Here is a 24,452-nt window from a genome sequence, read left to right on the forward strand (position 1 = left end):
GCGACATGCATTCAATAGACGGGTGGTGAAACCACCCAGATGATCACCGCGGGCTGGGTGCCTGGATTGCGCCAGCGATAGGGCTTGCCTTCGAAGCGGAAGGAATCGCCTTCGCCGAGCCGGTGCCAGACGCCCGCTATCTCGATTTCGAAAATACCCGAGGCGATATAGCCGGCTTCCTCGGTCGGCCGCAGCTGCTCGGTTTTCATCTCCGCGCCTGCCGCGAAGATCGAGCGCACCATCTCGAAGCTGCCCCCGAGATCGGGCGACAGGAGTTCTTCAACCAGGCCGGTCTCGCTGGTGCCAAGCGTGCGGCGCCTGCCGGCGCGCACAACCACGCCGCGTTCGCTCTCGACAGGCACGTCGTGGCTGAAGAACAGGCTGATCGGCACGCCGAACAGGTCGGCGAAGGCCCTGAGATCGCTCAGCGACGGCGTCGACAGGCCGCGCTCGACCTGGCTGACCCAGCCGACCGAGCGGCCAAGCTTCAGCGCGATTTCGGCGAGCGTCAGCCCGCGTGCGCGACGCAGCGCCCTGATGTCGCCGGCCAGAACGCGTTCGTCAGGTCCCTGCAATGTTCGTGCGGTAGTGGAGGGCAAAACGCTCTCGTCGTGAAAATTTCATTCCTAATTTCATGAGAAATCAAGCTCATGAAAAAATCAAGTGGATTTTCACCGATGCTCAAGATTTGCTTGCAGGATTTTGGTGGTTCATGCAAAGGCTCCGCCGCGAGCGGCGAGTGGGGACGTCCGATCGACAAAAAGGCTAAGGGACGGCCCATGCTGGAAAAGAAGGCTCGAGTCGCGGGTGATGCCGAGATCGTCGACGAGGCGATCATGTCGCGCCGTTCTGTGCGCGCATTCCTGCCCGACATGATCGACGACGACACCATCCGGGACATTCTGGCGGTTGCGGCGCGCGCGCCGTCCGGCACAAACATGCAGCCGTGGAAGGTCTACGTCACCAAGGGCGAGACCAAGCAACAGATATCGGATGCCATCCTGAATTCCGGTATCCGCGCCGAAAAGGCCGACTGGGACGAGTATCGCTACTATCCCACCCAGTTCTTCGAGCCGTATCTTACCCGCCGCCGCGCGAACGGTTTCGGCCTCTATGGCGCGCTTGGCATCGGTCGGCGCGAGGTCGACAAGATGCGCGCCCAGCATGACCGCAATTTCGTTTTCTTCGACGCGCCGGTCGGCATGATCTTCACCATCGATCGCCGGCTCAACCAGGGCTCTTGGATCGACTACGGCATGTTCTTACAGAACATCATGGTCGCGGCGCGGGGCCGGGGCCTGCACACGTGCCCGCAAGCCGCATTCGCGCCCTATCACCGGCAGATCCGGCCGGTGCTCAACATTCCCGACGAGGAGATCGTCGTTTGCGGCATGGCGCTTGGTTACGAAGACACCTCCAAGCCGGAAAACGCCTTCCGCACCGATCGCGTGCCGCTGGAAGAGTGGGTGACGTTCAGCGAATAGAGCGCCGCCGAAAAGACTTGGCGGTCGGCTATTCCGTATTCATCTGCATGCCGTGGCCACTGACATGGGCGCCGTCCTGCGGCGTCAGCTTGAGGTAGGCGAGCAGCGCGCAGAGCGTGATGACGCCTTCGATCGCGAACAGGATCCGGAAATCATTGGTCACGGCAGGGCCGCCGCCGGCCAGGAACGACAGCATCGCCGCCGCAAGGCCGACGCTGATGGCCACCGCCAGCTGCCAGAGGATGTAATAGAGGGCGCTGAAGCGGGCGAGCTGTTCGGGGGCGATGTCGGAATAGGCGAGGTTTCCGGTCGAGGCCCACTGGATGGAACGGAAGACGCCGAAAACAAAGATGTAGCCAAGCACGATCCAGACCGGCGTCGTCGCTTGCATCAAGGCGAAGCCCGCGACCATCACTGCCACAACAGGTGTGTTGAAGACCAGTACGCGGCGAAACCCGAACCGGTTGAGAACGCGTGGCATGAAGAAACGCATGACCACCGAGCCGAGTGCGGCAACGAAGGTCAGCGATCCCGCCTGCACCGCGCTCATGCCGAAGCCGAGCTGGAACATCAGCGGCAGCAGGAAGGCGACCGAACTAAGCCCGATCGTGTCAAGGCCGCCGCCGGTGAGGAACGAGATGCGGAAAGTGCGGATGCGCAGCAGCTTGAGGTCGAGCAGGGGATTGGCCACGCGCAGGCAGTAGAGCGAGGCAATCGCCAGGATGACGACCGCCAGCGCCAGTTCACCGGCAATCATCCCGCCGGCGGCATCCTTGGCGGCGAGCGAGTCCATGCCGAAGACAAGCAGGATCATGCCGCTGCCGACCAGCAGGAAGCCGGGAAAATCGAAGCGCGTGCGCACCGGCTTGGTCACTGTTGGGAACAGTGAGGCGGCAAGGATTGCCGCCGCCAGCGCGAAGGGCACATTGATGAAGAAGATCCAGCGCCAGGAAATGTAGGTGGTCAGCGCGCCGCCGACGAGCGGCCCGACCAGCGGACCGGTCTGGCTGGCCACGGAGATGTACATGTTGATCTTCAGCGTCCGGTTGCGCGGAAAGCTCGACAGGATGACGACCTGGCCGAGCGTGCCCATCAGCGCGCCGCCAAATCCCTGCAGCGCGCGGGCACCGACCAGTGTCCAGATGTCGTTCGACAGGCCGCAGAGTGCCGAGGAGGTTGCGAACACCAGCAAGGCAAAGCAATAGACGTTGCGCAGGCCGAAGCGGTCGGCCGCCCAGCCGCCGAGCGGCATCGAGATGATCAGGCTGGCGACGTAGACGGTGATCAAGAGGCCGAGCTGGCTGGGCGGGCGGGCGAGGCTTTCGCCGATGCCGGGCAGCGCCGTCACCACGACATTCTGGTCGAGGCTGGTCATGAACACGCCGCAAGCGACCGTCAGCGGCAGCAGAAGCAAGGCTCTGGCCGACACCTCGGCGCGATCCGTGGCGCCGGCGGATATTTCTGCGGTCATGGGGATGTTCGAACCAAACGAATGCGCCGACTCTTAAGACGGGATTTTGTATCCCTTGGACCGTTTGGGCGGCCACGTGATTCCATCATGGGCGCCTGCGGCAGGATTCTCTAGCGGCAGAACCGGCCGGCATTGAGGCCAGAAGCGACGGGGAGGCCAGAAGCGACGGGGAGGCCAGAAGCAACGGAGGTCAGGAGCAACGGGCGAGCGGCCATACGTCGCCGCCGCCTATTGTACTTCGTAGCCGACTTCCTCGCTGGCATGGCAAAGCGCCTTCCAGAACGAACGCGCGAAGGAGCGGAAGACATAGATGTCGAACTGGTCGGCGCCGGTGCGCTGGATCTGGGCGAAGACGTCGTGATGGGTGGTCGAGCGGCCCGCGCCGATGGGGAAGGCCGGCAGCGCGAAGTCGATGGCGAAGAATTTCGCCAGCACCCACTCCGCTTTCGGTCCGGCGATGCGGATGGCGGTGCGGCCATGCGACAGGTCCGTCACCGTGCCGATGGCCGGCGTCACCGCCTTGGCAAAGGAAGCGGCCAACCCTTCAGCTTCGTCGGCCACGGTGAATTTCCCCGGTGCGAAGCCGAACACCGATTTCGCGCCCTCGCTCAGGCCACCGCCGGCGCCGTCGGGCAGCGCAAGCCCGGTGACGGTGCGGATGGCCGCGATCAACTTCTTCTCCTCTCCCGGCCAGGCGGCGAGCTGCACGATCGAACCCGGCCGCGTTTCGGTCAGGAGGATCTCGACGCCATGTTCGAAATTACCGTGCGAGCCGACATGAAACTCCGGCTCGAGGGGGGATTGGCGCTCAACCATGCATGCGGGTCCCTTCCGGATCGTAGAAATGGTTGGAGACGATCTCGACCGGCCCGAAGCGGTTGCGCAAGGGATCGGAGACATGGGCACGCGTGCCGTGCCGCGCCTTGCCGCCCTCGACCAGCGCCAGCGCGATATGCTTGCCGAGCGCCGGCGAATAGCAGCAGGCGGTGATGTGGCCGATCGAGCCGTGTGGATTGGCCTCGTCCAACGCCTCGACAATGTGCGCGCCGCCATTGAGCGGCCGGTTGTCCAGCGCGATCAGGCCGACCAGCTCCAGGCGATCGGACGCGATCAAGCCTTCGCGGTCCATCATGGCCGAGCCGATGAACGGCTTCTTCTTCGACAGCATCCAGTCGAGATGCAGGTCGCGCGCCGTGGTGCGGCCGTCGATCTCGGCGCCGGTGACATGGCCTTTCTCTATGCGCATCGTGCCCAGCGCCTCGAGCCCGTAGGTGACCAGCCCGAACGGCTTGCCGGCTTCGATCAGCGCTTCCCAGACGTGGGTGCCATGGCCGGCACCACAATAGACCTCGAAGGCCATTTCGCCGGAGAAGGACAGCCGGCAAATCATCACCGGAACGCCTGCTATCTCGCCGCGCACGATGCCCATGAAGGGCAGGGTCGCATTGTCGACGGCGGTGCCGGTGACGCAAGCTGTCAGGATCTGCCTGGCCTTCGGTCCGCCGATCGCGGCACCCGCCCATTCGTCGGTCACCGAGGTGACATGGACTTTCAGCTCCGGCCAGATCACGTCGAGGAAATATTCCAGATGCTGCATCACCTTGCCGGCATTGGCCGTCGTGGTGGTCATCAGGAAATCCTGTTCGCCGAGCCGCCAGGTGGTGCCGTCGTCGAAGGCAAAACCGTCCTCGCGCAGCATCAGCCCATAGCGCGCCTTGCCGACGGCGAGCGTCGAAAACATGTTGGTGTAGACGCGGTCGAGGAAGGCGGCGGCGTCAGGGCCCTGCACGGCGATCTTGCCCAATGTCGAGACATCGACGATGCCGGCGCTTTCGCGCGTCGCCCTGGCCTCGCGCACATAGGCCTGCTCGATCGTTTCGCCTGAAAGCCCGTAGATCATCGGCCGGTACCAGAGGCCGGCGGAGTACATGGTCGCGCCGTTGTCGTGGTGCCAGTCATGCATCGGCGTGAGCCGCTCAGGCTTCAGGTCGCCGAAGCGCTCTGCCGCAAGCGAGCCGATCGACACCGGCGCGAAGGGCGGCCGGAAGCGTGTCGTGCCGACTTCCGGGATCGGCTTGCCCAGCGCCTCGGCCATGATGGCAAGGCCGGGAATGTTGGAGCTCTTGCCCTGGTCGGTCGCCATGCCAAGCGTGGTGTAGCGCTTCAGGTGCTCGACCGAGACGAAACCTTCGCGGTGGGCCAGCCTTACATCCTCAGCCGTCACGTCATGCTGGAAGTCGACGAAGCTCTTGCCCTTGGCCCTGATCTCGAAGACGGGCGCCGGATCGGGGTCGCCGGCCACGGCTTCCACAGTGGGCAATGCCGCGGGCGTGCCTGTTCCACCCGCGGCGGCAAGACCGGCGGCGCGGCCTTCGGCGATCGCCTCGACCGTCGAAAAACTGCCGGTGAAGGCGCCGGCCCCGACCCATTTCTGTGTCGGCTTTGGCGGCAGGAAGGCTTGCCGCGCGGCATTCCATTCCGCTTTGGCGCCGGCCTGGCTGGCCAGATGGATGGTCGGCGACCAGCCCCCCGACATCAGCAGGCAGTCGGCATGGATGCTTCGCTCATCACCGGTGAGCGCCCCGGTGACCATGTCGAAACGCTGAACCTTGAAGCCGGAAAGCGCCTTGCCGCCCTCGGTGGCGACGACGGCGTGACCGGCAAAGATCTCGGCTTCGGCTTCGGTGGCCAGCTTGCGCATCTCGGGCGAAAGCTCGGACCGGACGTCGACGATGGCGACGATTGCCGCCCCCGCCTTCTTCAGGGAGATGGCCGCGCGATAGGCGCTGTCATTGTTGGTGAACAGCGCGATTCGCTCGCCCGGCAGCACGCCAAACTCGTTGGCGTAGCGCTCGGCGGCATGGGCCAGCATCACGCCCGGCCTGTCATTGCCCGGGAAGACCAGCGGCCGCTCGAAGGCGCCGGTTGACAGCACCACGGATTTGGCACGGATTGCCCAATAACGATGGCGCGGCTCGCCCTTGGCGGGCTGTTCCTTGTGGTCGCTCACCCGCTCGAGCGCTGCAAGCGTGTTGCTGTCGTAGTAGCCCCAGACCGTGGTGCGCGGCAAAAGCCGGACATTGTCGCGGCCTTCGAGTTGAGTGACGGTGCGACGGGCCCAATCGGCGGCCGGCGCGCCATCGATGGTTTCCTCGGACCAGTTGGTCGAGCCGCCGAAACGCGGCTCGAGATCAGCCAGCATGACGCGTGCCCCTTGATCGGCGGCGGCCTTGGCGGCCATCAGGCCGGCGGGACCGGAGCCGACCACCAGCACGTCGCAAAAGGCGTTCATGCGCTCATAGCGGGCCGGATCCTTCGCCGATCCGGCGCTGCCGAGACCGGCGGCGCGGCGGATGAAATGCTCGCAGAACATCCAGAAACGCGTGCCCTTGAGCGGACCGATCACCGGCCCCATGAAGGTCTTGTAGTAGAAGCCGGCGGACAGGATCTTGCCGCCGAGCTGGTTGACGGCATTGACGTCCCAGGCCAGCGACGGGAAGCGGTTCTGGCTGATCGCCACAAGCCCGTCGTGGATCTCGACCATCGTCGCCGGGATGTTGGGTTCGCGCACCTCGCCCTTCAGCACCGTCACCAGCGCGTTGGGTTCCTCCACACCAGCAGTCAGCAGGCCGCGCGGGCGGTGGTACTTGAACGAGCGTCCGAAAAGCGTGACGCCCTTGGCCAGCAGCGCGGACGCCAGCGTGTCGCCGGCATGGCCGGTGTAGGCGACGCCGTCGAAGGTGAACCGGATCGTCTTCAGCCGGTCGACGCGGCCGCCAGTGTCGGTGCGGCGCGGGCTCATGCCTTGTCCTCCGCCTTGCGGCGCGCGGTCGAGACATGGTCGCCGCGCACGAAGGCGACGCTCGAAATCTCATGCGTCAGTGTGTTGCGCACGACCCGCAGATGCGCGCGGCAGCCTCCGGAATGCTGCCAGATCTCATTGTGGTCGCCGGCCGGGTTCAGCCGGTCGTAGACATAGGCATTCCATGCCTCGAAATTCTGCGAGGCCGGGTCGGGACGCTCGCGGTTGCCGTCACCTTGATAGGTGAACTCGATGACGTCGCGCGGGCCGCAATAGGGGCAAGTGATGAGCACAGGATGTTTCCTAATGGAGCCGCGGGTTCGCGCCCTGGCCCTTGTCGTCGATGACGAGGCCGCGGTGGAAGCGGTCGAGGGTGAACGGCGCGTTGAAATCGTGCGGCTCATCCTTGGCGATGGTCCAGGCGAAGGTCCAGCCGGAAGCCGGCGTCGCCTTGAAGCCGCCATAGCACCAGCCGCAATTGAGATACATGCCGGGCAGGGGTCCCGTGGTGATGATCGGCGAGCCATCCATCGACATGTCGCATACGCCCCCCCAGGAGCGCAGCATGCGTACACGCGCAAGGCCCGGGAACAGCGCCAGCATCTCGCTCATCACCTCGTCGACGATGGGCAGGTTGCCGCGCTGGGCGTAGCTGTTGTAGCCGTCGATGTCGCCGCCATAGACAAGGCCGCCCTTGTCGGACTGCGACATGTAGAAATGGCCCATGCCGAAGGTCACCACGGTGTCGATGAAAGGCTTCAGCGATTCGGTCACGAAGGCCTGCAGCACATGGCTTTCGATCGGCATCGTCTCGATGCCGGCCAACTGCATGACGCGCCCGGTACTGCCGGCCACCGCGACCGCCACTTTCCTGGCGCGGATATCGCCGCGTGACGTGGTGACACCGGTGACGCGGTCGCCATCGCGCAGGAAGCCGGTGACCTCGCAATTCTCGATGATGTCGACGCCGCGCCGGTCGGCGCCGCGCGCATAGCCCCAGGCCACTGCGTCGTGACGGGCGGTGCCGGCGCGCCGCTGCATCAGGCCGCCGACCACCGGAAATCTTGCATCGCTGGAAATGTCGAGCGCCGGGATCAGGCGCTTGATTTCGGCAGGCGTCATCAGTTCGGCGTCGACGCCGAGATGGCGCATGGCGTTGCCGCGCCTTGCATAGTCGTCGAACTGGCCAGGCGTGTGCGCCAGGTTCAGGCAGCCGCGCTGCGAGAACATGACGTTGTAGTTGAGCTCGTGCGACAGGCCCTCCCACAGCTTCATCGAATGTTCGTAGAAGCGGGTGTTGGCGGGCAGCAGGTAGTTCGAGCGCACGGCCGTGGTGTTGCGGCCGACATTGCCGGAGCCGAGCCAGCCCTTTTCGAGCACGGCGACATTGGTGATGCCATGTTCCTTGGCCAGATAGTAGGCGGTCGCGAGCCCGTGGCCGCCGCCACCGATGATGATGACATCATAGGAAGCCTTCGGGTCGGGCTTGCGCCAGGCCGGCTTCCAGTCCTTGTTTCCCTTGAGCGCGTTCGCGAGCAGCGAAAAGGCCGAGTACTCTGCCATCATTGTCATCCGGTTCGGGCGATGCGGCAGACTATAGAGCAGGCTGTATCCGCAAAGCCAATATTGCGCCATTGCCTTTCGACTGGCCGACGCTCGGATCGCGATCCGAACGCGATCGGATGCGACGGCTTGCCCCAAGATATGGCCGTCTTTATCAAGGACAGGCTTTTGAATGCCTTTGCCGCCCGTGAGTCGCCAATACATCATGCTTTTGAGATTGCTCCGCCTCATTCTGATCCTCGCGCTGGTTATTTCGGCGCCGCCTTCGTTCGAGGCGATGGCGCAGGCGCTTGGTCAGGGCTCCGCCGGATTGATCACCGATCAACAGAAGGTCATCCAGGGCCTGACGGCCAAGACCGACGATCTCGAGAAGAAAATACAGCAGGACAGTGACGACGATTCCTCGCTCGTGGACATACGCCTGCAACTGGAGGATTTGTCGCGGGCGGCATTGACCAGTGCGCTGGCGTTCCGTCCGCGGCTGACCGATATCAACAATCGCATCGACGTGCTGGGCCCGCCGCCGGCCGCGGGCCAGCCGCAGGAGCCCGACATCGTGACCGGCGAGCGCCAGGCATTGGCGTCGGAAAAGGCCGAGATCAACGCGGTCGTCGCCAGCGCGCAGAACCTGTCGATCCGTATCAGCGGGCTGATCGACAAGATCGGCAATATGCGCAGCGAGCTGTTCCGCAACCTTTTGACCAAGCGCTACGTCCTGTCGGACGCACTGAGCCCGCAGGTGTTTTCCGACGCCCAGGACGAATACGCCAATTTCTACAAGGCGGTATCGTCCTGGCTGAGCTTCGCTTTCAAGTTCAAGTTCCAGGCCATTCTGGCGGCAACCTTCGTGGCGCTCGGGCTGGCGCTGGTGCTGCTGGTCGGCGGCAGGCGCCTGTTCGGGCGCGTGTTTGAGGCAGATCCTTCCAACGAAGACCCGTCCTATCTCAGCCGCTTGTCGGTGGCCTTCTGGTCTACCTTGCTGCCGACGCTGGCGGTCGGCGCGTTTCTCGGCTCGACCATCTTCTTTTTCAACTATTACAATGTGTTGCGTGGCGACATTGGCCTGTTCCTCAATGCACTGGCGACCGCCATCGGGGTGGTGTTCTGCGTCAACCGGCTGACCAATGCGGCACTGTCTCCGCGACTGCCGAACTGGCGTCTCATCCCTGTCGAAACCGGGCCGGCGCGCTGGCTGGTGCGCCTGGCGACGGCCATGGCCGTAGTCATCAGCGCCAACACGTTCCTGTCCATTATCAACGACAAGATGGGATCGCCGCTGTCGCTGACCATCGCGCGCAGTTTCGTCGCCACCATTGTCGTCGGCATCATCCTGATCCTCATGGCGATGCTGCGGCCGTTCAAGGCACGTGACGGAAGCTGGCGACCGTGGCCGGCATGGCTGCGCTACCTGGCACTGGCGCTCGGCCTGTTCACCATCACCGCCGCCTTGCTCGGCTTCATCGGCCTTGCGCTGTTCGTCTCGCTGCAGGTCGTGGTCACCGGCACGGCGCTGATCACCGCCTATATCGGCTTCCTCTCGGCGCAGGCGATCGGCGAGGAGGGGGCGTTCGCCAACACCACCGTCGGGCGCTGGCTGTCGACCAATTCCAGCTACGAAGACACGGCACTCGACCAGCTCGGCCTTGTCGTCAGTGTAGCCATCAATCTGCTGATCGTGCTGGTTTTCCTGCCGCTGATCCTGCTGATGTGGGGCTTCCAGCCCGGCGACATCCAGGCCTGGGCCTACAAGCTGGCAACCGGGATCAATATCGGGTCGGTGACGATTTCGGTCACCGGCATCCTTTCGGGCATCGTCGTCTTCGTCATCGGCTATTTCCTGACGCGCTGGTTCCAGGGCTGGCTCGACGGTTCCGTCATGGCGCGCGGCAAGGTCGATACCGGGGTGCGAAACTCGATCCGGCTGGCGGTCGGCTATGCCGGTGTCGCGCTGGCGGCGCTCGTTGGCATCTCGGCCGCCGGCATAGACCTCTCCAGCCTGGCACTGGTCGCCGGCGCGCTTTCCCTGGGTATCGGTTTTGGCTTGCAGAATGTGGTGTCGAATTTCGTCTCCGGCCTGATCCTTCTGGCCGAGCGGCCGTTCAAGGTCGGCGACTGGATCGTCGCCGGCGACGTCAGCGGCACAGTCAGGAAGATCAGCGTGCGCGCCACCGAGATCGAGACTTTCCAGCGGCAGTCGGTGATCCTGCCCAATTCGAACCTGATCAACAACGCTGTCGGCAACTGGACGCACCGCAACAAGCTCGGCCGTGTCGAGATCAAGGTCGGCGTCGCCTATGGCAGCGACGTCAAGCAGGTGCATGACATCCTGCTGGAAATCGCGCGCAGCCATCCGCTGGTGCTGAAGAACCCCGAGCCCTTCGTGCTGTTTTCCAATTTCGGCGCCGCCGCGCTGGAATTCGAGATCCGCGTGTTCCTGGCCGATATTATGAATGGCAGCGCCGTGCAAAACGATATCCGCTTCACCGTTCTCGAAAAATTCGACGACCAGCATATCGAGATACCGTCGACGCCCCGCGCTGTCGTCGAGACCAAGCATGCAAAGGCCTGGCCTACCGACGACGACAAGATCGAGGCCGACTTTGCCGAACAGGAACTGGCCAAGGCAGAAGCCGCGGCTGAAGCGAAAAAGCTGGCCAAATCAGGACGCAAGCCGCGCAAGCCCGATCCCGACTAGCGCATTTCACCGTTTCCGGAACGGCGAACCGCTCTAACTCTTTGTTTTAATGCAATTCCGGACGGAGACCGTTCACACTTTTCCCGGAATTGCTCTAGGCCCGCTCAAGGTTCGCGACCAGCGCCGACAGTGCCGTGCGCAAATCGGTCTTGCCGCGTCTGATCTCGCCAACGCCGTGTTCCACATCGATGCGGCCGGCATTGTGGGCGTCGAACATCGCGGCGACCAGTTCGGCGTAGCTCGTGCCGATGCCGCCGCCGACGAGGGCGGGAATCCAGTCCTGTCTCGGCAATTCGCGAGCGACGATCTCGCCGCCGGCAATCTCGCCAAGCGTCCGCGCCACATCGGTTGCGCTGTAGCGATCAGGCCCCTCGGCATGGACCACGCGCAACGCCTCGCCGCCGGGCGAAAGAAACAGATCGGCCGCCATCAGGCCGACATCGCCGGCTGAGACGGTCGGGAAGGATTTGGACACGGGATGATGCAGGCTCGGCAGCACGCCGGTCTTGATGGCCCTGCCAACCAGGCGGCTCCAGTTCTGCATGTGCTCGGCCGAGCGCAGCACCGTCAGCGCCGCCGGGATGTTCTTCAACTGCGATTCCAGATGATGGAAGGTCAGCGTGATGCCGGTGCCGGCGGCAAGCTGGGCGCCGTAATCCGAGATCGCCAGGATGCGTTCCGGCCTGGTCTGATCGAGTGCGTCCATGATGGATCGTATGGTGGATTCCATCTCGGCTGCCGCATTGTCGGCGCGGACGCCGGTTGGGCAGATCACTTGCACCGCTGTCGCGCCCCTTGTTGCCCGCGCCAAAGCCGGCGCATCGCGCAGATCGGCAATTTCCGCGTCGCAACCGAGCCCGCGGAATTCGTCGGCGTGCGACGGGTTTCGCATCACGGCCCTGACCGGAACGCCATGTCGACGGAGCGCACCAACCGTCGCCCGCCCGATCTTTCCGGCAGCGCCCAAAACGACAAACATGCCCGTATCCTTCGATCTGACCAATGGGATGCCCAGGAATGCCGGATTGGTGGGCTGGGGTCGCCCAGATATGGACGGCGGAAGACAAAAACGGACGATTGGACTCGAAGCCGAAGACGGCGAAAATGCCGGATCGCCTGCTATCGCCGCATGCGGATCAGTGCGCCAGGCGTGACGCCGAGGATGCGCTTCATGCTTTGAGCCATGTGGCTCTGATGCGCGAACCCTGCTTCCAGCGCGATCTGGCTGAGCGGCATTTTTCCCTGGTGCAGCAGGGCCTTGGCCCGCTCAACCCGTCGATGGATAACATATTGATGGGGCGGCATGCCGAATGTGCGGCGAAACAGCACTTTCAGATGCGAGACGCTGATGGCAGCCACCTGCGCCAGCTCGTCCAGTGAAAGGTCCTGAGCGAGATTGGCTTCGATGAAATCGGCCAGCCTGCGCTTCTGTCGGAAGGAAAGCGTTTGCCTTGCCGGAACGTCCGACTTTGACGAAGCACCCTGGATGATCTGTATCGCCAATGCCCTGGCCAGGCTTTCGAAATACAGCCGGTCGGATGGCACGTCCGGGCTGAGACCGGTCGCCAGCGCATGGGCGATATGTTCGATCCTCGGATCGCGACGTTGGAACTGGGGATGGACGACGACCCGGTCCGGATCGATCTCGAGATCCCCGGCCGCGCGCCGCACCAGCGCCGGGCTGACCCACAGCCGCAGGATGGTGCAATCCGCGTCGTCTTGCCAGTCGCCGTCGAGCCCGGCGGGGACAATATCGATGTCGCCGTCCGACTGGACCCGCCGGTGATGTTTTCCATCGCAGTGGCACGACGCGTTGACCGGCGCCCCGACGTGGATTCCAAGCCGATGGTTGATGGATGCGGGCACATAATGGGTCAGTCCAGCGGCAATCCTCCGCGTCTCAACTCCAACGCCGATCGTTTCCAGCCAATTGCCGTGCGTTGTCTCGGTGCCGTGCATTGTCTTTCTTCGCGTTTGCCGCCTTCGGCATCATATTGTGCCGGTCGGTTAAATTAACAGGGCCGGGCGTGTGCCGGTAACCGGCATTGGAGAATGCCAAAACCAATTGCGGCATGAATACGGCATTCAGTTGCGGTTCAGCTTCCATCTCATATAAGCTCTCAAGCAAAGGGCGAAAATGCCTTGCGAAATGCAACAGAGGCGGTGGGAACACCGATATTGCACCATGTGGAAGTCTCTCGTCGCTGCCGTCGCCTTGCTCGCCGTGAGCGGCTCGGCTCATGCCGCCAGCGCGGTCAACAAGGACGCCGAGACCCGTACGCTGGTCGTGACGGAGGGCGGCAGCAAGACCGACCTTGCCCTGGCCGGCGGTGAAACCGTTGAATTCTGCCAGAACGGCTGCTTCGTCACCTTGCCGAACGGTGACCTCGAAGCCCTGACCGGTTCGGAAACCGTCGAAATCTCCGGCGGCGTCGCCCGCATCAAGTAATTCTGGCGGTATCATTGGAAAGGCCGGGTATTTGCCCGGCCTTTTATCGTTTCAAGTAGCCGTTGTTTAACAATGACGCCGGAAATACCGGTGCGGCAGCCGCCTGCAACCAGGCGTTTTAACGTTCGCTACGCCATCCCCCGCTATACCAGCCCCAAGACGCCGAAAAAGCGGCGCGCAACGGGATTCCGGTTTTCCGGATCATACGCTGGCAGGGCAGGACGGGCATGGATGCGCGGTCGGACAGGAACGCAATACCGCTTGCGGTCGATCTCGACGGCACGCTGATCGCGACCGACCTGTTGTGGGAAGGCTTGTTCCTCCTCCTCAAGAAGAACCCGCTCTATATTTTCCTGGTGCCTTTCTGGGCGGCCGGCGGGCCGGCGCGGCTGAAGCAGTCGATCGCGCAGCGCATCGACATCGACCCCGCGTCGCTGCCCTATCGCGCGCCGCTGCTCGACCGGCTTCGTACTGAACATGCCGAAGGCCGCAAGATCGTGCTGGCGACCGGCACGCCGCGCAAATTCGCCGACGCCATTGCCTGCCATCTCGGCATTTTCGACCGGGTGCTGGCGACCGATGGTCTCGACAATCTCACCTCGGGCAAGAAGCGCGCCTCGCTGGTCGCGGCCTACGGCGATGGCGGCTTCGACTATGCCGGCAACAGCCGCCACGATCTCCAGGTCTTCGATGCCGCGCGCAATGCAATCGTCGTCGCGCCCGACCGCCACGCCGCACGCTGGCAGGCGGCGAACGGCGCCGAAACCATGCCGGCGCCCAAGCCGACCTTGCGGACCATCATCAAGATGTTGCGCGTGCACCAGTGGCTGAAGAACTCGCTGATCGCCGTACCGATGGTGCTGTCGCACGAGTACTTCAACACCAACATGATCTGGCAATGCGTGCTGGCGTTCATCTCGTTCAGCGCGGTGGCCTCGGCGATCTATATCCTCAACGATTTCTTCGACCTCGCGCTCGACCGCAAACACGCCACCAAGCGCAACAGGCCGTTCGCCAGCGGCGCGCTGTCGATCCCGTTCGGCCTTAGCGCGATCGCGGTGCTGCTGGCGATCGGCGTCGGCACCGGGCTGTTCCTGGCACCTGAATTCCTGGCCGTGCTTGGCGGCTACATGGCCGTCACCACGGCCTATTCGCTGTCGTTCAAGCGCATGCTGCTGGTCGATGTGCTGACGCTTGCCGGCCTCTACACGATCCGCGTGCTCGCCGGTGCTGCCGCGACCGGCGTCGATGTCTCGTTCTGGCTGCTCGCCTTCTCGATCTTCTTCTTCCTGTCGCTGGCGCTGGTGAAGCGCTTTGTCGAACTGCGCACCACCGCCATTCCGCCTGGTGAGCGCATCGCCGGCCGTGGCTATCGCACCGAAGACCAGGAGATCGTCGCCCAGGCCGGCATGGCGTCGGCCTTTTCCTCGGCGCTGGTGCTGGCGCTCTATATGGACAGTGTCGCGGTGCGCGAGCTCTATCCGCATCCATGGCTGATCTGGCCGCTGCCGCCGATCGTGCTTTACCTCACCATGCGCGTCTGGATCCTGGCGCGCCGCGACGAGATGCATGACGACCCGGTCGTCTTCATCATCCGTGACTGGCGCAGCCAGATCGTGGTGCTGATCGGCGCGGTGCTGCTGGTCATCGGGGGCTGGTAGGCATGGTCGAACGCTTCCGGAGCTTTGGCCTTGCCACGCCGCCCGCGGCACTCGCGATCAACGCCGATGGCGCCATCGCGCTGCTGAAAGGCGGCCAAGCGAAGGAAGCATCGCTGCTGGCCTATGGCAACGGGCGTTCCTACGGCGATTCCTGCCAGAACCACGCCGGCGCGGTCGTCGACATGCGGACGCTGAACCGCATCCGCGCCTTCAATGCCGAGACCGGTGTGCTCGAAGCGGAAGCCGGCGTGCTGCTGGCGGATATCATCGCGCACGCTGCACCCTACGGCTTCTTCCCGGCTGTCGTTCCGGGCACGCAATTCGTCACGCTCGGCGGTGCCATCGCCAATGATGTGCACGGCAAGAACCATCACCGGCGCGGCACCTTCGGCTGCCATGTCGAAAACCTCACGCTGCTGCGGTCCGATGGAAGGACCCATCGCTGCTCGGCATCAGACAATCCGCGTCTGTTCCGGGCGACAATCGGAGGCATGGGCCTGACCGGCCTCATCCTGTCCGCCTCGATCCGGCTGATGCGGGTGCCTTCGCTCGATATCGTCGAAAAGACGACACCGTTTCGCGACCTCGCCGAGTTCTTTGACCTCGCCGAAGCGGCGGACCAAGCCAATGAATATGCCGTCGCCTGGATCGATCAACTCGCCGGTGGCCGCAACAGTGGGCGTGGCCTGCTGTTTACCGGCAACCATGCCGAACACGGTTCGCATGCGGCCTCGCGCGCCGGCGGCAAGCTGGCGATACCGTTCCAGCCGCCCTTCAATGTGCTCAGCCGGCCGTTCCTGACCACTTTCAACGCTGCCTACCGATGGAAGAAGGGCCGGGCCACCGTGCCGCGCCAGACCGGCTACCACGGCTTTTTCTTCCCACTCGACGGTGTGCGTGACTGGAACCGGCTTTATGGCCCCAGAGGGTTGTTCCAGCACCAGGGCGTGGTGCCGGAAGAGGCTGCGCGCATCGTTGTGCCAGAGCTGCTGACGGCGGCCCGACGGGCCGGGCAGGGCTCCTTCCTCACCGTGCTGAAGCGTTTCGGCGGGGTCCGCTCGCCGGCGCTGCTGTCATTTCCTAGGCCTGGATACACGCTGACGCTGGATTTCCCCAACAAGGGGGCGGCGACGCTTGCCCTGCTTGGCGAGCTCGACCGCATCACGATCGCGGCCGGCGGGGCGGTCAACCCTTACAAGGATGCGCGCATGAGTGCCGCGACCTTCGCTGCCTCCTTCGCCGACTGGCCGAGGCTGGAAGCGTTGCGAGACCCTGCCTTCATGTCCGATTTCTGGGCGCGCACCGCCGGCTGCATCGATCTGCGGCGGCGTGGAGTCGAGGCAGCCGAATAGATAAAATTGGAATGAATCGTGGTTAGTGAGCGATTAATTTCACGGTTTACTCAAAACATTCTTGTGAGTTCACGATATCTTTTCAGATTTGTATTAGTCGATGACACGGGTGGGTGAGCTGGCATGAAATATATCGTCTTCATTCTCTTTACAGTCATGACCAATGCCGCCGCGCAGCTCATGCTGAAGCAAGGCATGATGTCGCTTGGGCCGATCTCGTTCGAAGGCGTCAATCCGCTCCTCAAATTGCTGCAGATCGTGTTCAGCCCCTGGGTGTTCCTGGGCCTTTGCACCTTTGTGATTTCCATGGCTTCGCATCTTTACGTGCTGTCCAAGGTCGAGCTTTCCTTTGCCTATCCGTTCCTCAGCCTCGCCTATGTCGCTGTCGCCATCTTCGCCTATTTCGTCTTTCGCGAAGACCTCAATGGCTGGCGCATCGCCGGCATCGCCTTCATCTGCGTCGGCACCGTGCTGATCGCGCAGAGTGGTCGAGACTTGGGTGGGCGAGGGCATGAAGACCAGACCGCTTCCATCTCGCCCGACAAGATTCCTGCAAACGAGACCGTTCGATGAGACATGTGATTTTCGGCGGTGACGGCTTCGTCGGCCGTCACCTTGCCCCGAAGCTTGTGGCCGATGGCGAAGAGGTTGTCGTCGCCGACATCGTCAAAAGCGATCTGGCGCACTACCGCAATGTCCGCTTTATCAAATGCGACGTGACCGATCCGGCGTCGGTCGCCGCTGTCGGGCTCAAGGCCGACGACATGGTCTACAATCTGTCGGCCAAGATGCTGTCGCCGATCCAGGTGCGGGCCAAGCGGCACGACTTCTTCTTCCCGGTCAATTTCCACGGCACGGAGCACATCATGCAGGCCATGGACAAGGCTGGTACGCCAAAACTCGTCCACTACACGACCGACATGATCTACGGCCACACGGTCACACAGCCCATGACCGAGGAGCACCCCGTCGCGCCGCTCGGCGAATATGGCTGGTCGAAGCAGAAGACCGAGGAACTCGCCGCGCAATGGCGCAAGCGCGGCATGTCGATCTCATTGTTTCGCCCGCGCCTGATCATCGGCCCAGGCCGGCTCGGCATATTGGAGAAACTGTTCAAGCTGATCGACTGGAACCTTCCGGTGCCGATGATCGGCTCGGGCAAAAACCCTTATCAGTTCATCTCTGTGTTCGATTGCGCGGAAGCTGCGCGCGCCGCCTGGAAGGCCGGCGTGCCCAACGAGGCCTACAATCTCGGCTCGCTCAATCCGCCACCGGTGAAGAAACTGCTCGGCGACCTGATCCGGCATGCCGGTTCGAAATCGATCCTGATCCCGACACCGGGCTGGGCGGTCAAGCGCACGCTCGACCTGCTCGACCTCATGAACATGCCGATCATGGACCCTGAGCAATATCTGATCGCCGACGAGGAATGCGTGCTCGACGTGTCCAAGGCCGAGCGCCAGCTCGGCTGGGTGCCGCAATATCGCGACGAGGACATGCTGATCGCCGCTTACAGCGAATACCGCGCCAAGAAGGCCGGGCACGCCGTCGCCACCAAACATGTGCCCGCCGAATAGCGGGCTCGCCAAACAGTTTTATGGCGCACGACGCTGGTCGTAGCGCGGACAGGAGATTGAAATGACCGTCATGGCCAAGCCCGAACAGACCAATGCGCGCACCATGGTCAACGCGCCGGCGCTGTCGCCCGCCACCATCGCCAAGCCCGATCTGATCAGCGTCGAGCAGGCCAAGGCGATGGATGTCGCCCGCATGACCGACCTGTTCAAGGCGCATCTCAATCCCGGCCAGTTGCATTTCATGAAGCTGCTCGGCTTCCACAAGATCAAGATCGAGTGTGCCGAAGGCATGTTCTACATCGATCAGAACGGCCGCAAGATCCTCGATTTCTTTGGCGGCTTCGGCTCGCTGGCCTTCGGCCACAACCATCCGCGCCTGCTTGAGGCGCGCAAGAAGTTCCAGGAGGAAAAGCGCCAGGAGATCGCAATCGCCTTCATGTCGCAATATGCGGCCGCGCTGGCGCACAACATCGCCAAATGCTCGCCCGGCGATCTCGACATGGTGTTTCTGGGCTCGTCCGGCTCGGAGGCGATGGAAGCGGCGGTGAAACTCGCGGAGCGCGCCGCCGGCCCGAAGCGGCCGAAAATCGTCTACGCCGAGAATTCCTTCCACGGCAAGACCAAGGGCGTGCTCGGCATCACCGACGGCCAGCTCTACCGCGCCGACTTCAAGATGGCTGACAATACGGTGCGCATCCCCTTCGGCGACATCGAGGCTGTCGAGCGCCTGTTCCGCTCCGATCCCGAGGTCGGCGTCATCGTGCTTGAAACCATCCAGGGCGGCGGCGGCATCATCCAGGCGCCTGCCGAATACTGGCAGAAGCTGCGCGCGCTGTGCGACCAGTATGGCGTGCTGTGGGTGGCCGACGAAGTGCAATGCGGCTATGGCCGTTCGGGCCGCTTCTATGCCTTCGAGCATTACGGCGTCGTGCCGGATGTGACGGCGCTCGCCAAGTCGCTTGGCGGCGGCAAGGCGGCGGTCGGCGCGATGATCGCCAGGCGCGAAATCTACATGAAGGCCTATGGCACGCCGAAGACCGCGATGATCCATGCCATGGCGACTTTCGGCGGCATGGGCGAGGCCTGCGTCACCTCGATCGAGGCGCTCAACGTGCTCTATGACGAGGGGCTGATCGACAACGCTGCTGTCACCGGCGATTATCTGCTGCAGCGGCTGCAGGCGCTCAAGGACAAATACCCCAAGATCATCAAGGATGTGCGCGGCAAGGGCCTCATGGTCGGCCTGGAGTTCCACGACTTCTCGCAGACCTTGCCGATGGTGCTCAGGCCCATCGTCAGCGTGCTTGACGACAAGCTGAAGGGTTCGCTGTCGGGTTTTGTCGGCGCGCTCTTGCTGCGCGACTACGACGTGCTCGTCGCCTTCACCGAGTACAACCGCAACGTCATCAGGCTCGAACCGCCGCTGATCTGCCAGCGCGAACATGTCGACCGCTTCGTCGATGCCTTCGACAGCCTGCTGTCGCGCGGCATCGTTTCGATCGTGAAGGACTTCGTCAAAAGCCAGGTTCGCTAGAAGAAAGCTCATTGGGCAGAACGATGCTGACCAAGTCTCCCGCCGCGAAAAACCCGCTCGACCGGGTCACCGAGACCGGTCTGGCCTGGGGCGAGGGGACCTATGCGCGGCTGGCCGCACCGATCGGCGCGGCGGCCTTCGCGCTCTACATCCTTCTGACCGCGTTCACGGCATGGGTGATGCCCGACGCCAACTGGGACATGCTGCCTTACCTCGCAATATCAGAGGAAGGCACCTATCCCGATGCGCAGGCGCTGCATGATTACGCCTACAGCACCGTCAAAGCGGGCGTGTCGGTGGCCGATTACAAGACACTGACCGATGATGGCGGCGGCTTCCGCAGCCACATGACGGAGAATGCCGCCGACTTCCATTCGCTGCTCGGCATGTATCGGATCAAGTTCCTCTATGCCGAGATGCTGTCGACGCTGAGCGCGGTGATGTCTCCGGTCGAGGCGATGCACCTTGTGCAGGTGTTTTCGGTGCTGCTGTTCGGTGCGATCGTGTTGCTGTGGCTGCGCTCGGAAAAGGCCCTGGCCTTGGCACCGGTGATCGGCGCGGTGCTGATCATGGCTGATTTCGGCGATGCGGCGCGTGCCTCGACGCCGGATCTGCTCACGTCGGCGCTGCTGCTCGGCGGGCTCTACGCCTATGTAAGGGGCCGCGAGGCGGCGACGGCGATCCTGCTCTTTGTCGCCTTCATGGTGCGGCCGGACAATATTGTTTTCCTTGCCATTTTTGCAGTGCTGCTGGTCGCCTTCCGGCAGCAGGCGTGGGGCGCGTTGGCCGGGTTCGCCGCGTCGTTCGTTGCCTATTTCGCCGTTTCGCACTGGGCCCATCATCCCGGCTGGTGGCCGCATCTGTGGTTCTCCAGCATCGAACAGCACTACAATATGGACGGGTTCGAGCCGGCCTTCTCGGTCGCCGCCTATCTCAGGGCGTTTGCGACGTCGCTGCTGCGCGCCGTCAACCTGAACAGCTGGGTCGGCGTTTCTGTCCTGGCACTGGCCGGCTGGTTCGCCGCCGGCCGTGCCGGCTTCCGCCTCGAGCGCCGTGCCGGCATCCTGTTCGCGGCGCTGGTGCTCGGTGCGCTGGCCAAGTTCACGGTCTTTCCGATCCACGACACGCGCATCTATTTCCCTCATCTGATCCCACCCTTCCTGTTGCTGGCGGCGCCGTTCATGGCGCTGTGGGCGGCATCGGTTCGTGGCCAACACCGCGCGGCCTTGCACGTCATTCCCGGAGACAAGCCATGAGTTCGCTATCCAGCCTGGCGCGCATCGCCTTGTCGCTCGGTCTTCCCTCCGGCCTGCTCGATCGCGGGCCGTCGCTGCGCGGCACGAAATTCCTCGCCAAAGCGGCGCTGAAAGCGCGCTTCGGTGGGGCGGGGCAGCCGTTCCAGATGGTCAATGTCGGTGCCTGCGACGGCGCGCTGTTCGACGATGTGACGCCGTGGCTGCACAGGATTGCCGGCGCCCGCGCCATGCTGGTCGAGCCGATCCCGTACAATCAGAAGCGGCTGCGCGCCAACTATCCCGACACGGACCGCTTCATCATCGAGCCGGTGGCCGTCACAAAAACCAGGGGCACGATCACCGTCCATACTTTCGACGCAGCGGCCCTCGAGGCCGGCACGCTGCCGATCGAGTTCATCGGCTGCTCCTCGGTCACCGACACCAATCTGATGTCGGGCAAGAACGCCTGGGGCGAGGCCGATGCCAATTTCAACAAATTCGCGCCGCACCTCAGGGACATCGAAGTGCCGTCGGAAACGCTGCAGACGCTGCTCGACCGCAACGGCATCAGTCATATCGACGCCTTCCTCGTCGATTGCGAGGGCGCCGACTGGATGGTCTTTGAACAGCTCGACCTGAAGCGTTATCGTCCGGGCATGATCAAGGTCGAGGTCGGCGCGCTGCCGGCGGCCGAAATCGGCCAGGTCGTGGTCAAGCTGAAGACCGCCGGCTACCAGGTCGGCTTCCAGGCCGAGGACATCTGGGCCTTCGCGTAAGGTTTACCCGTCAACGGTGGCTGTGGCTCCGCGCCGTTCAGCCATATAGCGGCCCGGCGAGGTACCGAACGCTTTTCGGAACATCGTGACGAAACTGCCCGCGCTTTCATAGCCAAGGTCGAGCGCCACGCTCTGGATCGAGGCGCCCGCCGCCATCCACTGTAGCGCAAGCATGATCGTCAGTTGCTGGCGCCAGCGGCCAAAGCTCATTCCCGTCTCGCGCGCGAGAATGCGCGCAAACGTCCGCTCGCTGAGACCGGCGCGCCTCGCCCATGTCTCCATCGTGCCGCGATCGGCGGGGTCGGCCATCATCGCCTCGACAATCCGGCGCAGCCGATCGTCTCGCGGCATCGGCAGGTGCAGATGCTCGACCGGAGCCGCGGCGATCTCATCGAGCAGCAGCGTGCCCAGATGCGATTCTCGGCCGCCTTCTGGATAGTCCAGGGGAAAACTGGCGGCCCGGATCAGCAATTCGCGCAGCAGCGGTGAGACGGACAGCGTACAGCAGGTGGCCGGCAAGGCTGCCGCCATCGCGGGGTCGATAAAGACATTATAGCCTTCAATCGGTCCGGACGCCTTGATGGCGTGCACGGCACCGCCGGGCATCCAGATCGCGCAATGTGGCGGCACCAGCCACAGACCGCTTTCGACTTCGCATGTGAAGACGCCGCGCAATGTGAGCAGCAGCTGGGCCTTGCGATGCGCGTGATGGCTGAGCTCGATGACGCCTGTCGCCAGCGTCAAGCCATAGACCATCACTGGCCGAGGCACATCGTCCGGATCGGGAAAATCAGCAGGTTTGGGATGCGATTCGATAATAGGCATCTGGGCTGTTGGCTTTCCATATTGGCAGGATCTCGAAACATTTTGTCATATTTGCCCGATGTCGCCAACCGCTTGAGATTGTAGTGATTGTCCTCGAACCCAAGGGAAATGCCACCAAGGAGCCCATTAGGAAGCCATGGAGAAGGGGTATTGAGGTCGTGTCCGTCGCGCTCCCTCAAGGCCCCCACCCAAACGTGGAGTGCTGCCATGAACAAGCCGATCGATACCGCCGCCCTGTCGAAAGCAACCATGGGCGCGACCCCGCCGCCGACGAACTCTCGGATTATCGGTCATCTCGATCGTGCCGCGCTGCGCTGGATCGCGGCTTCGCGGTTGATGTTCGCAGCGTTTGGAGACAGCTCCGCGCTCGGCGTCACCCTCGGCGGTGGCGTGACTGGTTTCGCCAACGGCGACACATACGAACTGCGGTTGCCGATCGCGATGCTCGATGATCCGGCCTTGGCCGTGCCTGGCCAAGGTTTTGGCTCGCTGTTCCTGCTGCCATGCATCGGCGAGACGATGCGCGTCAACGGCACGGTGAGGGAGGTTCGGAATGGTGAAATCCGCATTGCCGTCGAGGAATGCTATGGCCATCGCGACGAGGCGTTGATCCGCTCCGAATATTGGGCGGCCCTGTTCGAGATGCTGGCGCCGCAAGGCGTCAGCGCGTTCGCTGCCGCCAACCGCTTCATGGCGCTGGCGACCGTCGATGCGTGGGGCCGTGTCGAGCTCAGTCCAAAGGACGATCCAGCCGGCATACTGGCGCGGAGCGGCGGGAACAGTTTCACGGAGCGTCCAGGCAATCACCTCTTCGGCCATCATCTTGCGCAGCCTCAGGCCGCTGCCATGGTGCTGGTCCTGGGGTCGGCGCAGGTCGTTCATGTGTCGGGCAACGTCCGCATATCAGCCGATCAGACCGCATGCGCACCATTCGTCTTCCAGGACAAGACGTCAGCGCTGGTCGCCATCATCGAGGACCCCGCCGCCGAGATCGGCGAGAGCCCGACCCTTCTGCGCCTCGGCGACTGGCCCGGCAGGCCACCAGCCCGCACGATGGAGGCGGCCAAGCCATTCGCCGCGTACATCAGGCTCGGCCGGGACACAGGCCTCGGCGCCGAACTTGCGAGTGCTGCCGTGTCGGTTCCCGGCGTTTCCGATCTTTTGCGGAAAGGCCTGGAAACGGACCGCCGGGGCTCCGTTCGGTTCCATCGTGATCGGCGCGCAAGCGACATGGTGCCGATCCCGCCACATCAGAGGTAATGGAGTGATGCTCTTGACCAATTCTGCCCACCGCTTCCAGGAGACGATGTCTTCGCCCCAGCCGGGCTACGTCACGCGGACCTTGCTGCGATGGCTGATGCGCCCAGCGCGCGTTGCCGCCGTGGAGGTCCTGTCGCGGCATTTCCGCCTGGTCGATCTCGAAGGCGAGGCGCTTAAGGGGATCGCCTGGGCGGTCGGCCAGAAGCTGCAGATATCCATGGGCACGGGCCTGACTGCCCGAACCTATACGCCGATATACTGGGACGCGGAACGCGGCAGGGCACGGCTGCTCGCCTTCGCGCATGGCGACGGTCCCGGCAGCCGGTGGGCTGATGCCTTGCGCGAAGGCGATGGTTGCCAGTTCTTCGGGCCACGCCGTTCACTCGACTTCTCCGGCCTTGAAGCACCGATGGTGCTGTTCGGGGACGAAACTTCCTTCGCCCTGGCGGCGGCACTCCGCGCCATTCCCAGATCGCGCGTGAGCTGTATTTTCGAAGCGACTGATATTGCGGAATCACGGCCGGTACTGGAGGCGATCGGCCTTGGCGATGCGACGCTGATTGCGCGTGCCACCGACGATGCGCATCTCACCGCTGCTTCTGTCGAGGTGGCCACGCATGCTGCCGGCGGTGCGTATTTCGTCCTGACAGGCAAGGCGCGGTCGATCCAGCATGTGAGCCGCGTGCTGAAAACGGAGGGCGTCGGATCGTCACGGGTGAAAGCCAAGGCCTATTGGGCGCCGGGCAAGGTCGGGCTGGACTGAGCTAC

21 protein-coding genes are annotated in these 24,452 nt (G+C 63.5%); 12 read left to right on the forward strand and 9 right to left on the reverse strand.

Going from position 1 to position 24,452, the window contains the following annotated elements:
• Positions 1–11: 11 nt before the first annotated feature.
• Positions 12–599, reverse strand: a complete 588-nt coding sequence (locus MesoLj_RS19125) for a helix-turn-helix domain-containing protein (protein ID WP_244735101.1) — start codon at positions 597–599, stop codon at positions 12–14.
• 180 nt (positions 600–779) lie between these two features.
• Between MesoLj_RS19125 and MesoLj_RS19130 the strand changes: the two genes are divergently transcribed.
• On the forward strand, positions 780–1,484 hold the full coding sequence (locus tag MesoLj_RS19130) for a nitroreductase (protein WP_181179880.1): 705 nt from the start codon (positions 780–782) through the stop codon (positions 1,482–1,484).
• A gap of 28 nt (positions 1,485–1,512) precedes the next feature.
• Here the strand turns inward: MesoLj_RS19130 and MesoLj_RS19135 are convergent, their stop codons facing one another.
• From MesoLj_RS19135 to MesoLj_RS19155, 5 genes are all read right to left on the reverse strand, one after another.
• On the reverse strand, positions 1,513–2,955 hold the full coding sequence (locus tag MesoLj_RS19135; RefSeq protein WP_140772913.1) for an MFS transporter: 1,443 nt from the start codon (positions 2,953–2,955) through the stop codon (positions 1,513–1,515).
• Between the two features lie 228 nt (positions 2,956–3,183).
• A complete protein-coding gene (locus tag MesoLj_RS19140) occupies positions 3,184–3,771 on the reverse strand; it encodes a sarcosine oxidase subunit gamma (protein ID WP_202321793.1) in 588 nt (195 codons plus the stop codon).
• Positions 3,764–6,757 carry a sarcosine oxidase subunit alpha gene (locus MesoLj_RS19145; protein WP_202321795.1) on the reverse strand — a complete coding sequence of 998 codons (2,994 nt, stop codon included), beginning with the start codon at positions 6,755–6,757 and terminating at the stop codon, positions 3,764–3,766. Before MesoLj_RS19145 ends, MesoLj_RS19140 begins: the two co-directional genes overlap by 8 nt.
• The gene (locus tag MesoLj_RS19150) at positions 6,754–7,050 is read right to left on the reverse strand and encodes a sarcosine oxidase subunit delta (RefSeq protein ID WP_056572614.1); all 297 of its coding nucleotides are present in this window, start codon (positions 7,048–7,050) and stop codon (positions 6,754–6,756) included. Before MesoLj_RS19150 ends, MesoLj_RS19145 begins: the two co-directional genes overlap by 4 nt.
• A 10-nt stretch (positions 7,051–7,060) precedes the next feature.
• Positions 7,061–8,320: a sarcosine oxidase subunit beta gene (locus MesoLj_RS19155; RefSeq protein ID WP_140772921.1), complete on the reverse strand. Its 1,260-nt coding sequence runs from the start codon at positions 8,318–8,320 to the stop codon at positions 7,061–7,063.
• A 205-nt stretch (positions 8,321–8,525) separates the two neighbouring features.
• Here MesoLj_RS19155 and MesoLj_RS19160 point away from each other — a divergent pair, with 205 nt between their 5' ends.
• Positions 8,526–11,015 carry a mechanosensitive ion channel family protein gene (locus tag MesoLj_RS19160; RefSeq protein ID WP_202327349.1) on the forward strand — a complete coding sequence of 830 codons (2,490 nt, stop codon included), beginning with the start codon at positions 8,526–8,528 and terminating at the stop codon, positions 11,013–11,015.
• 94 nt (positions 11,016–11,109) lie between these two features.
• On the opposite strand, the gene MesoLj_RS19165 is transcribed toward MesoLj_RS19160, so the two are convergent.
• Positions 11,110–11,994 carry an NAD(P)H-binding protein gene (locus tag MesoLj_RS19165; RefSeq protein WP_202321797.1) on the reverse strand — a complete coding sequence of 295 codons (885 nt, stop codon included), beginning with the start codon at positions 11,992–11,994 and terminating at the stop codon, positions 11,110–11,112.
• Positions 11,995–12,134: 140 nt separating this feature from the next.
• Complete coding sequence (locus MesoLj_RS19170; protein WP_202321799.1) at positions 12,135–12,974, reverse strand: helix-turn-helix domain-containing protein; 840 nt, start codon at positions 12,972–12,974, stop codon at positions 12,135–12,137.
• A 226-nt stretch (positions 12,975–13,200) separates the two neighbouring features.
• Here MesoLj_RS19170 and MesoLj_RS19175 point away from each other — a divergent pair, with 226 nt between their 5' ends.
• From MesoLj_RS19175 to MesoLj_RS19210, 8 genes are all read left to right on the forward strand, one after another.
• Positions 13,201–13,464 carry a hypothetical protein gene (locus MesoLj_RS19175; RefSeq protein ID WP_032930670.1) on the forward strand — a complete coding sequence of 88 codons (264 nt, stop codon included), beginning with the start codon at positions 13,201–13,203 and terminating at the stop codon, positions 13,462–13,464.
• Between the two features lie 227 nt (positions 13,465–13,691).
• Positions 13,692–15,125, forward strand: coding sequence for a UbiA family prenyltransferase (locus MesoLj_RS19180; protein ID WP_202321801.1), 1,434 nt, complete (start codon positions 13,692–13,694; stop codon positions 15,123–15,125).
• Between the two features lie 2 nt (positions 15,126–15,127).
• Complete coding sequence (locus MesoLj_RS19185) at positions 15,128–16,477, forward strand: FAD-binding oxidoreductase (RefSeq protein ID WP_202321803.1); 1,350 nt, start codon at positions 15,128–15,130, stop codon at positions 16,475–16,477.
• Between the two features lie 123 nt (positions 16,478–16,600).
• Positions 16,601–17,050, forward strand: a complete 450-nt coding sequence (locus tag MesoLj_RS19190) for an EamA family transporter (RefSeq protein WP_202321805.1) — start codon at positions 16,601–16,603, stop codon at positions 17,048–17,050.
• Complete coding sequence (locus tag MesoLj_RS19195) at positions 17,047–18,054, forward strand: NAD-dependent epimerase/dehydratase family protein (RefSeq protein WP_202321806.1); 1,008 nt, start codon at positions 17,047–17,049, stop codon at positions 18,052–18,054. The genes MesoLj_RS19190 and MesoLj_RS19195 overlap by 4 nt, the downstream gene beginning before the upstream one ends.
• 103 nt (positions 18,055–18,157) lie before the next feature.
• Positions 18,158–19,588, forward strand: coding sequence for an aspartate aminotransferase family protein (locus tag MesoLj_RS19200; RefSeq protein WP_202327351.1), 1,431 nt, complete (start codon positions 18,158–18,160; stop codon positions 19,586–19,588).
• Between the two features lie 23 nt (positions 19,589–19,611).
• Positions 19,612–20,844 carry a DUF2029 domain-containing protein gene (locus tag MesoLj_RS19205; protein ID WP_202321807.1) on the forward strand — a complete coding sequence of 411 codons (1,233 nt, stop codon included), beginning with the start codon at positions 19,612–19,614 and terminating at the stop codon, positions 20,842–20,844.
• Positions 20,841–21,599 (forward strand): FkbM family methyltransferase, encoded by a 759-nt coding sequence (locus MesoLj_RS19210; RefSeq protein WP_202321808.1) that lies wholly within the window; start codon positions 20,841–20,843, stop codon positions 21,597–21,599. Before MesoLj_RS19205 ends, MesoLj_RS19210 begins: the two co-directional genes overlap by 4 nt.
• A 3-nt stretch (positions 21,600–21,602) precedes the next feature.
• Here MesoLj_RS19210 and MesoLj_RS19215 read toward each other — a convergent pair whose 3' ends face one another.
• Positions 21,603–22,424 (reverse strand): AraC family transcriptional regulator, encoded by an 822-nt coding sequence (locus MesoLj_RS19215; protein WP_202321809.1) that lies wholly within the window; start codon positions 22,422–22,424, stop codon positions 21,603–21,605.
• 207 nt (positions 22,425–22,631) lie between these two features.
• On the opposite strand from MesoLj_RS19215, the gene MesoLj_RS19220 reads away from it, so the two are divergent.
• Entirely contained in the window at positions 22,632–23,684 is a 1,053-nt protein-coding gene (locus MesoLj_RS19220) for a pyridoxamine 5'-phosphate oxidase family protein (RefSeq protein WP_202321810.1), read from the forward strand.
• A gap of 13 nt (positions 23,685–23,697) precedes the next feature.
• On the forward strand, positions 23,698–24,447 hold the full coding sequence (locus MesoLj_RS19225) for a siderophore-interacting protein (protein WP_244735102.1): 750 nt from the start codon (positions 23,698–23,700) through the stop codon (positions 24,445–24,447).
• The last annotated feature ends 5 nt before the right edge of the window (positions 24,448–24,452 follow it).

This window comes from Mesorhizobium sp. 113-3-9 (assembly GCF_016756515.1).
In the GTDB taxonomy this organism is placed as follows: Bacteria; Pseudomonadota; Alphaproteobacteria; order Rhizobiales; family Rhizobiaceae; genus Mesorhizobium.